The organism is Sphingomonas sp. UYAg733 (assembly GCF_054057355.1).
The window spans coordinates 57,125-69,293 of the sequence record NZ_JBSRZE010000004.1 but is presented as its reverse complement, the minus strand read 5'-3'; the positions used below and the strand labels follow the sequence as shown (position 1 = coordinate 69,293).

Below are 12,169 nucleotides of genomic sequence, written 5' to 3'. Positions count from 1 at the left end.
GCTTTGCGAGGGCGGTTCGTCGGGCTATGCCCACCCGATGACGCAACGCATCTGGACGGCCGCGCTGGCGGTGATCGGCGACGAGATATTGTCGGGCCGCACACAGGACAAGAATGTCGCGCAGATCGCCGCCTGGCTCAATGTGCAGGGCATCCGACTGGCCGAGGTGCGGATCGTGCCCGACAAGACCGGCGCGATCGTCGAAGCGGTCAATGCCTTGCGCGCTCGCAACGACTATCTCTTCACCACCGGCGGGATCGGCCCGACGCATGACGACATCACCGTCGATGCTATCGCCGAGGCGCTCGGGGTGGGCGTGGTATTTCATCCCAAGGCGCTTGCCGTGCTGGAGCGCTATTATGCGGCGCGCGGTGGCCTGACCGATGCGCGCAAGCGCATGGCGCGCGTGCCCGAGGGATCCGACCTGATCGAGAATCGCATGTCGGGCGCGCCGGGCATCCGGGTCGCGAACGTGTTCATCATGGCCGGCGTGCCGCACATCACCGCCGGCATGCTCGACGCGCTTACCGGCACGCTCGAAGGCGGGCTGCCCGTATTGTCGCGCACGATCGGCTGCTGGGTGCCGGAGAGTGAGGTCGCCGACCTGCTCGGCACCGTGGAGCGCGCGCATGAGGGCGTCGCGATCGGCAGTTATCCGTTCTTTCGCGACGGCCGCACCGGCGCGAACTTCGTCGTGCGTGCGACCGATGCCGCGCTTCTCGACGCGTGCATCGCCGATCTTACGGCGCAGCTCGAGGCGGATGGGCGTATCGTAACCGCTGACGGAATCTGAACGAGCAGGGAGGAGTGACTTCGTGAAAACTCAACTGATGATCATCGTCCTGGCCTGTGCCGCGCTCGCCGGCTGCGGCGATCCGCCGCCGCGTGGCACCAATGTGACGGTCGAGGATCTCGGACCCGATCCGATGGAGGCGAACATTGCGGCCTTGCCCGAATCGTTGCAGCACGTGACTTTCTTCCGGGCGATCCAGGACGCCGATTATCCATGCCAGCGCATCGTCAACGTTGTTCCGCGCGCGCGCGTCGACGGTCAATTGGTCTGGGCGGTCGAATGCGATGTCGGCTCGCAATATGTCATCACCCTGCAGCGCGGCGGCATCTTCCAGGTCAGCGGCGTGCCCAGACCGGCCCAGCCCTGAGTCGATCGGCTGCTCAAGGACGGGCGGCCGTGCATCGGTCGTTATCGCAGACCTGTTGAGCAACTTTCGGTCGCGGGAAGACCGAGTTGAAGCTTCTCGATCACGACGCGCGCCGCGGCGAGATCCTGCGCGCCGATCCCGACGAATTTGGCGATGGTGATATCGTCGTCGCTCAGCCGCCCGGCGAGACGCCCGGCCAGGACATCACCGAGTTCGCCGGCAAGGTGGCCGGCCGCATAATCGCCGAGCGCGATCGCGTGAAACACATCACCATTGGCGACACTGGTCTCGACTGAATCCACGAACACGCGCCCGCGCCGCAATACGCCGGCGTCCAGCTCGCACTTGCTCGAATCGTCAGCACCGACCGCGGTGATATGCTGCCCCGGCCTTAGCCAGTCGCCGCGTATCAGCGGCTCGCGCGACAAAGTAGTAGTGACGATCACGTCGCTGGATCGCACGACATGCTCGAGGTCGCTCTCGACCCGGATCGCGACTTTTGGCAACGCGACCGCCAGTCGCGTCATCAGCGCTTCGGCCTTGCCCGTATCGCGCGCCCAGATCGCCAGATCGCTGAAGGGGCGTTCGCGATACAGCGCCTGCGCTTGCCACCACGCCTGGACGCCCGCACCAACCAGCCCGGCGGTCTCTATCTGGGCCGGCGCCAGCAACCGGGCCGCCAGCGCGCCGGCGGCGGCGGTGCGGATGTCGGACAGATAATGCTGGTCGTCGAGTAGCGCGATGGTGTGGCCGGTGCGGCTGTCGAACACGGCAACGAAACCGCCCTGTGACCGGCCTTGAGCGACATTTTCAGCAAACCAGGGCGAGACCTTGACGATATAGACTGGTGAGCCCTGCAACGTTCCCGTCTTCACATAGACATCGCCCGCGGCCCGGTCGGGGCCGGGCAACATCACGATCAATCCGTTCTCAGCCTGTCCGGCGCTCGATTGCTGGAACGCGAGCGACACCGGCTCGATCAAATCCTCATAGGACAGCAGGGTGCGCAGATGCTCGACACCGATTATGGGAGCACTCATGCGCCGATACTCAACAGATTGTGGTGGGTGACCTCAAAATCGGGGATCAAGCCGAACGCTTCGTCTCCGGGATAGAGCACGGCCCGCGCGAAATCAGCGCCGGCAAAGTCGCGCACGCTGTCCAGATCGCGCCATGTCGACACGAGCGTGAATTCTGCCCAACCATCGTCATCGCGGCGCCAGAGCATGATGTCCGCGCACCCGGCATGCTCGCGATATTCGCCGATCCCGGTCGCGATCAGATGCGCATGGAATCCCGCGGCCTTCGCGACCGGCACTTTCCCGGCCCAGCGTCGCACGATCATGGCAATGCCTCCAGCCAGCCCCGGCCGACGATCGCGACATCGCCGCCGACCTTGACCGAGACTTGGTCGCCGCCGCCCCAGGGCTCGACCATCAGCCGGCTCGGCCGCCCGGCGAACCGCCCCTGATGCAGCGTGAAGGATTGCCCCGACACCGCGCCGCAATGACGCAAACGATAGGCGCCGATCATGCCGGCGGCGCTTCCCGTTGCGACATCCTCGACCACGCCGTCATTGTTCCAGTGCCGCACCTCGAGCGCGACTTCGTCGAGCAGCACGGCGAACTGCGCGCCGACACCTTGCACCAGTTTCGAGATATCGACTCCGATCCTGGCGCGTTCGAGCGCACCGGGGCGAACCGGCACGATGAGGTAGCGCAGCCCCGTGCTCACCACCGCCAGCGGCAGGCTCGCGTCGAGATCGCCCGGCCCGAGACCGAACGCCGACGCCACGCCGTCCCGGTCGGCGACCTCGCCAAGGAATTCGGCGGGCCCCTGATCCAATAACCCGAAAAAGCCGGTACCGGTGCGCGTCGTGACAACCGTCACGCTCTTTTGCGCCAGGTCGAATGTCCATTCCGCGCGCTCGCCCTCACCGTTTGCCTCGTGCAGCACCGCCGCCGCGCCGACAATCGGATGCCCGGCAAAGGGTAGTTCTTCAAACAGGTCGAAAATCCGGGCACCGTGCCGCCCGGGCTCTCCGGTTGGGCTCAGGAAGACGGCCTCGAAATGCCGCAGCTCCTGCGTGATCGCCAGCATTTGCCGCACGTCGAGCCCGCCGCTGTCGGCGAACACCGCCAGGCTGTTGCCGGCATAGGGGCGCTGCGCGAACACATCGACATGACGATAGGCGAGCGGGCGACAGGCGAGCGGGTGACAGGCGGGGGTAGGCAAGGTCATCGTCTTCAAAGCCCGGTCTGCAGCAGGGCGGTGAAGTGTGCGATCGCCGCCTCGTCGCGTCGGTAGAAGGTCCAGCCCTTTTTGCGCGTGGCGATGACCAATCCGCTATCGGCCAGCAGGGTCAAGTGCCGCGATGCGGTCGCCGCCGCGATCCCAAGCCTGTCGCGCAGGAAATCCGCGCACACGCCGTCAAGGACCAGGTCGCCATCGACCTGTGGCGGGAAATTCGTGACCGGGTCTTTGAGATACTCCAGCACCGCCAGCCGCACCGGGCTGGCCAGCACCTTGAGCATTCCCAGCGTGTCCGCCTGTCGTTCACCTGATTCGTTATTTCGCATAAAAACGAAATGGACCATTGCGGGGGCCGCTGTCAAGCGACTGACCCGGCGGATTTCGGAGGATTGCGGCCCAGCACCTCAGCATGAGGGTGCCTTCCGCTGATCTGCCCGTTCACCAGCAACTCGGCCTTGTGCAGGCCGAGGTCACGTGGTGAAATCGAGCGGCGTCTGACGATAAGCAGGCTCTGTGAACTGAGCTGATCCCCCAAGGGGGAATCCAGTCAGATCGCTACAGCGCTAAAACGCAGCTTCACGTTGACCGATGCCGCTTGGCTGTGGCAATCGGCCCTCGTCGCGGGTGTAGCTCAATGGCAGAGCAGAAGCTTCCCAAGCTTACGACGAGGGTTCGATTCCCTTCACCCGCTCCACCTTTACAGTAAGTGACTCCGGAGGTTCGCGCCCGGTAGCGAGCGCGACGATACCGGCGAGCCGGCCTTCAACTTGGATCGCGACGCCTCGCCCGTCCGGATTAGGCGTCAGCACGATCCGGTCGATGAGCGCGCGCAGCGCGGTCGTAGCTTGCGGCCCGGCCTCTGGATCGGTGAGCGCCGCCTGAAGGTTGGCGACCTGCCGCCGATAGTCAGCGATGATCGCCGGATGCAGCGCCACCACCGGCAACGCGTCCTGATCCTGTAGCTCGGCCAAGGTCGCGTCACGATCCTCCCGCGCCTTGGCCATCGCGTCGCGCACTTCCTCGAATGATCCTGCGCCGGAGCCGATTGCGGCAACCAAGCGGTCGATGGTCGCGGTCGCATTCGCTAGCCGACGCTCGACGCTGCCACGCTCACGCCGCGTCTGGGCGGCACGCTTGGCATATTCCTCGCGATAATCCGCGACGAAGATCTCGACCAGGTCAGGGTCCAGCATCCGCTCGCGTAATCCCGCCAGCACCCTGCGCTCGTAGCTCTCGGTCGAGATCGTGCGACTATTGGCGCAGCCGCTTCCCTCGACGCGGCTGCCACATCCCCAGTAGGTGCCGGTCCGTACATTCCATGGGCCACCGCACACGCCGCAGACACCAAGGCCGGAGAGCATGTGACGGGCACGACGATGTTTGACTGGAACGCCACCTTCACGGCGCCGCAGCCCGCTCTGGACCTTGTCCCACAATTCCTGGTCGATGATTCGCAGGTTCGGCACGTCTACGATCACCCACTGGTCCTGCGGGTTCGGGCGGATGCGAACGCTGCGTGTCATCGGCTCGACCACCTTCGATGTGCGATTGTGGATGATACGGCCAATATACAACTGATTCTGGAGCAGGCCGTTTCCCCGCGTGCGATCGGGACGCAGGGTCGTTGCGCGCCAGCGCGTGCCGCGCGGCCCGGGAATGCCTTCTGCGTTCAATCGTTCGGCGATGCGCTTGGGGCTGATCCCATCGGCATAGTCCTGGAAGATGCGGCAGACGACTGCTGACTGGTCCGGATCGACCGCACGCAGCCCACGCACGGCTCGCCCATTCACGTCGATGCGGTTGGCCATCCGATAGCCATAGGCGAGGCCAGCCGGCGACCGCCCCTGCGCCACGGTTCCGCGCTGGCCGCGCTTGATCTTGGCGCCGAGTTCCTTGCGGAAGTTGGCATCCGTCATTCCTTTGATGGTGCCGACCATCTGTGTGATCTCGCCGTCGGTCAGTGTAAACAGCCGGACGTTCGCGAAGGCCAAGCGCTCGCGAATGGCGAAGCTGTCGCCTTCATGCCGTGCAATGCGATCGGTCGATTCCGCGAGCACCTGGTCGATCCCGCCGGCCTCGATCCGCGCGAGCATAGCCGCCAAGCCCGGGCGCTGGCTCTCGGCGATCCCCGCCGCGCCGGAAATAGCGTGATCGGTATGGACCCCTACGATCTCCCAGCTTTCACGTTCACTGCGCTCACGGCAGATCGTGATCTGGTCCTCGATCGATCGGGGGTTCTGGAGTTGGCTCGAGAAGCGGGCGTAGATCAGGGTTTTCATCGGCGGACTTTCGCGAGCGGATACCGGCAATGTCTCGCACGGCGCTCGCCCGCGCAAGCGCCTTCACGAGGTCGACGAGTCCCGGATCGAGTCGCTTCGACCCGGTCCCGTCATCCCCGGCTGGATGCGTGAATGTGGGCGTGCCCACGGCCTATGACTCCGCCGCGCCTCCCTCAGCCCTGCTCGGCCAAGCCGAAGTGGCGGCGAATCTGGACGATACATGCTTCCGCAGCGGCTTCGCGCTCGTCGGGCGACATCCCCGATACATCCGGCAGGCGGATACGATCGATGTTGTCGGCCAGACGTTCGTAGGCGGCGACTGGCTGGTCGTCGTAACCGAGGATCGGTTCGCTCTCGAGCGGCACGATCGGTTTCGACCTGGTCGCGATGCGTTCCAGCGCGTCGGAATCGACGACCTGCTCGATCTGGAGAGCCTCGAAAGCGTCGGTCGGCTTGCACCGCTCGCCGTTCGCGGCAAGATCGGCGGCGCGGTCGAGCACCGCCTGGAACTCCGGACCCATCGCCTTGCGGACTTTGTTGAGCTCGACGCCGTAGGAGATCGGCGCGCGGTCGGGCTCGTGTAGGATGTCGAACAGTGACGGATATGTCGTCTTGGTCTCGGCGGCGATCAGCATATTGCTGACCTTCGACACAGTTAGCCCCGCATAGCGGTTGGCGATCGCTGTGCGGCCGATGCCGTTGGTCTGCGTAAGGCTGAGCAGCGCCTGCGCCTGCTCGATCGCACTGGCGCCGATCGTGCCGAGCACGGCGTCGCACACCGACACGACGGCCTCGTTCTCGTCGCCATCGAACAGGATGCAGCGGACTTCGACATCCTCGTTGCCGTCATGCATCTCGTTGATCGCGGCCCACAAGAAGCGGCCATCAACGATCGGATGAATGCCATCGATCGCGGGCAGCACGACGATCGGGCGCAGCGACGCGGGATTTGCAGCGCTGAGCAGCAGCGACTTGGCGTGCGCGCCGAAGACGCGTGAACCGCGCCTGGGATGGTGTTGCCATTCGCCGAGCTTGCTGAGCCGGACAAAGAACTCGTCGGCGCGCATCGGGACGGGCTGGAAGTTTTCGCCCGCGTCGGGATCATCGTCGCGGGCCGGGCCGTCGTCCAGCGTGATTGGTTCTTCTTCGCCCGTGATCGGATATTCGGCGACCGGCTCTACGGATGTTGCTTCCTCGGGCGGGGGCTCGCTATCGGCGTTGACCGAAATGGTCGGCTCGACGCCACCGGTGTTATCGTCCTCGCTCGGATCCCCTAAGGGCAGTTCGTTCTTGTTGCTCGCGGCCATGGTATTTCTCCCGCGAGCCGCCGACGCACCATGCGCCGCGCACTCGCGGGACATTCAATCAGTCGATTCGCAGCGTGAACCTTTCCGAAGCTACCGGCCTCCGGCCGACGGGCCTTCGTTCAGGTTCTGCGCGTTGGCAGCTTCGCGCCCAAATTCGGCCGTACAGCCATACCGGCCAAAAAGCTGAAAGCTGTCATTTAATAAGCGACATACAGGTGGGTAGGCGCGCCACGAGGTTCGAGGTGTGATTGCAGGTCAATCGACCGTATTTGCTTATCAGCTCAACTCAAACGTCCCATCGCCATGTCGATCCGTAGATCGTTTGATTTTGATGTTCGGTCCATGTGTATTGCGTCCACATATTCTGTTCCGGATTGCCGCCCATCTTCGCCCACTTAAGCAAAAAACCGTAAGCGGCTTCGGTCAGCCACGTTGTCGGCGCATCGTTCAGTTCCGTAAGCTTTGCCGCATAGTTCGCCGCCCGTCCCACCCATACAATGTCATTGCCGCCGCGGACGCCGGTCCGCACCGCCCGGATTTCGCTGGTGTCAATTCCAACGACATGACGGGCGTTGTAATTCGCACCTGGATATCGCGCCTTCAATTTCGGGTTGATGATTTGCAATACCGCATAATTGATCTTCAGCGCGCAGCGAGCGGCCGTCGACGTTTGCTGCTTCCCCAAAAAAATCGCCATTATTCTGTCACCATCGTATGAGATGATGGAACCGCCTTGGGCGCGAATGATCTTTCCCGCACAATGCAAGAAGGTCTTGTAGACCTCTGCAGCAAACCACCACGTCTTATTGTCGATCAGCTTGGTCGAACTACGCAGGTCGGCATAAAGGATCGTCGCGCGTTCCAGTACGACGGCATCGTTGCTTCCGAGAAGGAGATCCTCCGGCGCAGGCACGACTTGACCAATCCGTGTGGTCCATTGGTCGCGAAAAGTCGTTGCGACGTGTTCCTCTAGATCTTCCTTGAGAGCCATATGCTAACCGTTGTTCGGGCCAAGCGCTAATATGTGCTCCCGCAGTCGATTGCAGGCAGGGGCAAGCAGTGCCGCGGCGTCAGCGCCAGGCTCGTACCTGTAGGTAATCGTGGTAATCCCGGTCAGATCGCTCGGCAATTTCACTTTCTCTTCCCGTGGTTCCATCAAGATCGCGCGGGCTCTGCTCAACCGACCCATAAAAAGCCCCAGTTCGAAGACCACATTGTCACGCGGGCTAGGCCAATCTTTGCCCCGACTCTCGGTTAGGTCGTCGGCGTGAGCAATCGCCACGGCGAAATCGGACTGATCGATCTGCGCCTCGAGGTCTGACAGGGGGTAATTCGCTACCTTGAAAACGCCGTCGGTCCAAATGACGGTGAGAAACGGGTCGTGCTCAAATGCGTCCTGAACTAACCGGGCAACTGGTAGCGCTTCCGCCGAGGAAATGATGAAGACTCTTATCTTATCATGGTAAGCCCCTATCGTAGCGTTGCGCTCCAACAAGCGCCTAGCCAGCTCCTTGCTGATCGCTCGATAGATCTCAGGAAAGGCAGCTCCAAGCGCCGCGAACGCGGGCTCAGACAGCTTGAGTACGACCATGTCGTCGGCCGCGAGGCATGTTGCCGACCGTTTTTGGGTTGGCTGGACGACAGCCATTTCCCCAACGTGCGTTCCGGGCCCACGCTTGGCCACCACTCTGCCGTTTATCACGACATCACAAATTCCCGCGAGAATTAGATATACATCGTTATCCTCGCCGCCTTGTTCGATAAAAACGTTCCCTGCAGGGATGTCGATGAGTTCGGCCGCTTCGTCGATCTCCCTCGCGAGCTTTTCGTTTTCTCCGACGAGTGGCATGGCTGCGATAGTCTCGATGCGAAGCCGGTCGTTTGATTTGAACCGCTCGTACATTTTATACAACTTTCTGCCCTTCATAGTTTGAAATTGTGTCGTATTGCCTTGGCGAGGCCACATTGGGCGCGATCTTCGGCCCCCTCAAAACCGTCTATTTCGAAAACAGGGGAAACGCTCCCGTCTCAACGGCGCTGCCGATCAGGAATAGGAGCCAGGGCGCGATCGATACGCACGTCAGAATGTACGACCGATTCAGCCTTGAAAACTTCATCGCCAAGATCTCAGAATTGCGCCAAATCTGGCACAAGGCGTCATCAAGTAGATCATCGTTGGAGACTGCTTTGACCTTAGCGATGTATTCGTCGGCCTGCTGACGAGAGATGTCCGCGAAATATATGAGTGAGGGGCGCACTTTATTGCCCAGATGAGAAAATGACACTGCGATTAGGCAAACGAGCGCTGCCCCAATGAGGATCAGGGCAACTCCAGCAACGCAGATCCAATGCGTCTTGAAGATTTCGGCGCTGAGATTGAGCGCAACGACGCCCGCCATCGCCAGATTGAGCGTGAGCAGTTCCGCGGCGCGCGTTTCGATGCGGCCGTGAAACGACTGCGTTCGATCAAGCTGCGCTAACGCAAACGCCAACCGTTCTTCTTTTGTCATTGTCCAGCCCCCCGCTTAGCGAACGTGAACTTGCCTTCACTCTTGTACGTCGGCTCGCGCAGTTCGCATGATCGCATTCTGCCGCAACACTGAAGGCCTTCAGCACGCACATGACTCCAATATTCGGCGAGGGCCGTTCGCCGCTTGCGCTCCAACCTCACAAGATCGAGCAGCTTGGCACGGTGGTCGCAGCTCCGACGGAGCATCGGGCGGCTCCGGTTTCCTTTCACCATGCAGCGATCGCGACAACCCCGTGGGCAGGGAGCTCGCCCATTGATCGGCTCACCTTTTCTGCCCAGCAAACGTAAGTCTGGATCTGTGATCCAAGACGGTTCGTTTAGCCGTGCCGCCTTATATTCTTCGTCGATGCTGAGTTCGCCCGCAATGGCGAGCGCCTGCTCGTGAAACTCTCCAGCGTCACCATGATCGAGCGCATGTTCTGGGGGCCAAATTCCAGTTAGCTCGGCTACACCCTGTAGCCGTAAGAACTGACGAAGTTGCTCCCACCACTGAATTGCTTTCTCGGCATCGTCTACCGTAAGGTACCGCAAACCAAGGCAGAACGTCTCATCGTACTGGATGTGTCGTTCAGGACATCGGGCCGGAAAGCATGTGCCAAGCGGATGCTCGCCAACCTTTGGTATGGGAAAATTAGATATTCGAAGCGGCACGCCTGACGTCGCCCAAGGCGTGTGTTCGACAAACGCACGGCCCTCGACCGTCTTGCCAACTCGCACAGCACTAGTGAACCACGCAGGCTGTTGCCCAAGAAGGATATCAATGCTTGCTCGAGGGTTGATCACCAGCGCGAATGGGCCCTGAACGGCTGTTCGGGCTGATGCGCGCGCAAGGGCTCGGGATCGCTTTTGGCAACATATGGGGAAGACATTGTGCCCACCAACAATTCGGCCGTGTCGAACGTCAGATTTGGCACAATCCGGCCTGCTGCGAACACCTCGCGAATAGCAGCGGGCGCCTCCTTATAAGCGTCTGGTCCAAGGGCCGTCTCCGTCCCGTCACAACGCTGCTGCTCAGACTCGGAAACGCACGTAGCTCGGCTTGCCGCAGACCGAACGCTCGCCGCGCCGCGAAGGCCAAGCCGGCACACGGGAGTCTGACCGAAATCGATTCCAATCGCGATCCCGAGCCCCTCGATGCCCGGCAACATCTTCACACAGAGCTCAAAGGATGACCGAATACCCCCAGCTGCCAGTACGGCAGACCGGATCGTATCCATCGTATTGGTATTGAACCGATCACCCTCCGCAATCAGCCCATGAACGCAGTCGCCGATGAATCGGACCTTGCGGCCGTCGAAATCGTCTCGCAGCACTGCTGCCATCTCTGCCCTAAGCACGTGCAGGTTCGCCACGGCCTCCGCGACAGCGCCGATCGCGATCGCGTTGTCGATGTAAGCTGTGAAGCCGTCGAGATCGGCGAATATGGACGCCAAGGGCATGCGAATTGCGCGGCTTGGTGGATGTTCACCAAACACGATGTCCTTAAGCGGCGGCTCCTTGTGATGGAACGTGAATGCGGCGTTTGACGCGGCACTCCGTTGCTCATCGATCGACCTACGCGCTTCGTCGAAGGCCGCGTCAAGCCGCTGGGTCGCGCCAGATTCATAGCCGGCTGCAACGAACTCCTCGTTCAGCGCAGCAGTTTCGAATGATTTCCGAAGCGTCGATGCGCCATCCATAAACAAACCACCGACAAGCTCGAAGGCCTCGGGCGACTTATGGCTGGCCATCTTTGCCCGTGGGCTAAGGAAGATACCTTCGTCGCCGCCTATTGCGAGTTTCGCAGCATGGTTAGCCGGGCTGCCGATGAAGAGAGGCTCAGGCTCGTCCTTTTTACCGCCGTCGATGGCGACGGCAGGGCCGCTGTCGATTCCTACGCGAACCCGCGTACGAAACTCCGGGTACGCGACACCTAAGCGTTCCACCATCTTGCGAAATGCCGCAGCGAACGCTATCGCACGCCGAACGCGCTCGGGTTCGTTGTCCTGCCCTTCCGGGGTTAGAACAACCGCATGCAACCGAGGCCCGTGAAAATCGACACGCTGAAGTTCGAACTCTGAAATCAGTTCATCGCACGCGCTGTATTGCGCGTGCAGGAATTCGAAGGCTCGCCGATGGCTCGCTTCCGTCTCCCGGCCTGCGTCGACCAACACATCGTTGAAATCCATCAGGTTGGCGTAAACATGCACGCCATTGGTCATGATTGCGCGGTTGCGCGGAATTCGAACCAGCAGATTTTCGGGGGCCGCGTCCTGCGTTCCTGCGCTTGCCTTGATGAGACGGCTTTCCGAGAGATACTGCGCGAAGTCCTCGACGAGGATTTCGCCCTGGGGCACGGTACCGATAAATTTTTCGATGCGAGCTCGCGCCCGGTCTCTTACCCAAGCCATCAGCAATCCTTCGTTTCGCGGCACCGCCCAAGATTGTTACGGGAGGCGACATATTCAATGCGTGCGAAGGAACATGTTAGTCACAAATGCGGAACACTGGAAGAACTAAGCGGCGATTCCTGTGGATAGCCGCCACTAAAATCGCCCATTTTGGATCTAAAATGGAATTTAGTGCGTCTGGATCACGTTCGGACGTATTGGAAACGATGCGATGGTCGCTGGGTCGGCAAGCAGGATGCGTCAAACCTTA

At 61.5% G+C, this 12,169-nt stretch carries 13 protein-coding genes and 1 tRNA gene; 3 read left to right on the top strand and 11 right to left on the bottom strand.

The window, feature by feature from the left end; translation table 11 throughout:
* Positions 1–37 precede the first annotated feature (37 nt).
* Both ACVWZA_RS09380 and ACVWZA_RS09375 read left to right on the top strand, forming a co-directional pair.
* Positions 38–793, top strand: coding sequence for a competence/damage-inducible protein A (locus tag ACVWZA_RS09380; RefSeq protein WP_457310934.1), 756 nt, complete (start codon positions 38–40; stop codon positions 791–793).
* A 22-nt stretch (positions 794–815) separates the two neighbouring features.
* Entirely contained in the window at positions 816–1,160 is a 345-nt protein-coding gene (locus ACVWZA_RS09375) for a hypothetical protein (RefSeq protein WP_457310933.1), read from the top strand.
* 41 nt (positions 1,161–1,201) lie between these two features.
* On the opposite strand, the gene ACVWZA_RS09370 is transcribed toward ACVWZA_RS09375, so the two are convergent.
* Genes ACVWZA_RS09370 through ACVWZA_RS09355 form a run of 4 tightly spaced genes read right to left on the bottom strand, consistent with a single transcriptional unit; the run spans position 1,202 to position 3,739 of the window.
* Positions 1,202–2,200, bottom strand: a complete 999-nt coding sequence (locus ACVWZA_RS09370) for an ornithine cyclodeaminase family protein (protein WP_457310932.1) — start codon at positions 2,198–2,200, stop codon at positions 1,202–1,204.
* The gene (locus tag ACVWZA_RS09365) at positions 2,197–2,505 is read right to left on the bottom strand and encodes a hypothetical protein (RefSeq protein WP_457310931.1); all 309 of its coding nucleotides are present in this window, start codon (positions 2,503–2,505) and stop codon (positions 2,197–2,199) included. Before ACVWZA_RS09365 ends, ACVWZA_RS09370 begins: the two co-directional genes overlap by 4 nt.
* The gene (locus tag ACVWZA_RS09360; protein ID WP_457310930.1) at positions 2,502–3,401 is read right to left on the bottom strand and encodes a PhzF family phenazine biosynthesis protein; all 900 of its coding nucleotides are present in this window, start codon (positions 3,399–3,401) and stop codon (positions 2,502–2,504) included. Before ACVWZA_RS09360 ends, ACVWZA_RS09365 begins: the two co-directional genes overlap by 4 nt.
* Positions 3,402–3,406: 5 nt before the next feature.
* Positions 3,407–3,739: an ArsR/SmtB family transcription factor gene (locus tag ACVWZA_RS09355; RefSeq protein WP_457310929.1), complete on the bottom strand. Its 333-nt coding sequence runs from the start codon at positions 3,737–3,739 to the stop codon at positions 3,407–3,409.
* Between the two features lie 294 nt (positions 3,740–4,033).
* Here ACVWZA_RS09355 and ACVWZA_RS09350 point away from each other — a divergent pair.
* A tRNA-Gly gene (locus ACVWZA_RS09350) sits at positions 4,034–4,107 on the top strand.
* Here the strand turns inward: ACVWZA_RS09350 and ACVWZA_RS09345 are convergent.
* From ACVWZA_RS09345 to ACVWZA_RS09315, 7 genes are all read right to left on the bottom strand, one after another.
* Entirely contained in the window at positions 4,073–5,692 is a 1,620-nt protein-coding gene (locus ACVWZA_RS09345; protein ID WP_457310928.1) for a recombinase family protein, read from the bottom strand. The two genes, ACVWZA_RS09350 and ACVWZA_RS09345, sit on opposite strands and share 35 nt — an antisense overlap.
* 173 nt (positions 5,693–5,865) lie before the next feature.
* Positions 5,866–6,999 carry a hypothetical protein gene (locus tag ACVWZA_RS09340; RefSeq protein ID WP_457310927.1) on the bottom strand — a complete coding sequence of 378 codons (1,134 nt, stop codon included), beginning with the start codon at positions 6,997–6,999 and terminating at the stop codon, positions 5,866–5,868.
* Positions 7,000–7,285: 286 nt separating this feature from the next.
* Complete coding sequence (locus ACVWZA_RS09335) at positions 7,286–7,990, bottom strand: adenylate/guanylate cyclase domain-containing protein (protein WP_457310926.1); 705 nt, start codon at positions 7,988–7,990, stop codon at positions 7,286–7,288.
* 3 nt (positions 7,991–7,993) lie between these two features.
* Complete coding sequence (locus ACVWZA_RS09330) at positions 7,994–8,902, bottom strand: TIR domain-containing protein (protein WP_457310925.1); 909 nt, start codon at positions 8,900–8,902, stop codon at positions 7,994–7,996.
* Between the two features lie 94 nt (positions 8,903–8,996).
* A complete protein-coding gene (locus ACVWZA_RS09325; protein WP_457310924.1) occupies positions 8,997–9,509 on the bottom strand; it encodes a Pycsar system effector family protein in 513 nt (170 codons plus the stop codon).
* Positions 9,506–10,246 (bottom strand): E2 domain-containing protein, encoded by a 741-nt coding sequence (locus tag ACVWZA_RS09320; protein WP_457311152.1) that lies wholly within the window; start codon positions 10,244–10,246, stop codon positions 9,506–9,508. Before ACVWZA_RS09320 ends, ACVWZA_RS09325 begins: the two co-directional genes overlap by 4 nt.
* 62 nt (positions 10,247–10,308) lie before the next feature.
* Positions 10,309–11,919 carry a hypothetical protein gene (locus ACVWZA_RS09315; RefSeq protein ID WP_457310923.1) on the bottom strand — a complete coding sequence of 537 codons (1,611 nt, stop codon included), beginning with the start codon at positions 11,917–11,919 and terminating at the stop codon, positions 10,309–10,311.
* Positions 11,920–12,169: the final 250 nt, after the last annotated feature.

Coding starts and splice junctions, on each gene's coding strand:
- ACVWZA_RS09380 (WP_457310934.1), top strand. CDS start 38: ATGACGCAACGCATCTGGACGGCCGCGCTGGCGGTGATCGGCGACGAG.
- ACVWZA_RS09370 (WP_457310932.1), bottom strand. CDS start 2,200: ATGAGTGCTCCCATAATCGGTGTCGAGCATCTGCGCACCCTGCTGTCC.
- ACVWZA_RS09365 (WP_457310931.1), bottom strand. CDS start 2,505: ATGATCGTGCGACGCTGGGCCGGGAAAGTGCCGGTCGCGAAGGCCGCG.
- ACVWZA_RS09360 (WP_457310930.1), bottom strand. CDS start 3,401: ATGACCTTGCCTACCCCCGCCTGTCACCCGCTCGCCTGTCGCCCGCTC.
- ACVWZA_RS09355 (WP_457310929.1), bottom strand. CDS start 3,739: ATGCGAAATAACGAATCAGGTGAACGACAGGCGGACACGCTGGGAATG.
- ACVWZA_RS09345 (WP_457310928.1), bottom strand. CDS start 5,692: ATGAAAACCCTGATCTACGCCCGCTTCTCGAGCCAACTCCAGAACCCC.
- ACVWZA_RS09340 (WP_457310927.1), bottom strand. CDS start 6,999: ATGGCCGCGAGCAACAAGAACGAACTGCCCTTAGGGGATCCGAGCGAG.
- ACVWZA_RS09335 (WP_457310926.1), bottom strand. CDS start 7,990: ATGGCTCTCAAGGAAGATCTAGAGGAACACGTCGCAACGACTTTTCGC.
- ACVWZA_RS09330 (WP_457310925.1), bottom strand. CDS start 8,902: ATGTACGAGCGGTTCAAATCAAACGACCGGCTTCGCATCGAGACTATC.
- ACVWZA_RS09325 (WP_457310924.1), bottom strand. CDS start 9,509: ATGACAAAAGAAGAACGGTTGGCGTTTGCGTTAGCGCAGCTTGATCGA.
- ACVWZA_RS09315 (WP_457310923.1), bottom strand. CDS start 11,919: ATGGCTTGGGTAAGAGACCGGGCGCGAGCTCGCATCGAAAAATTTATC.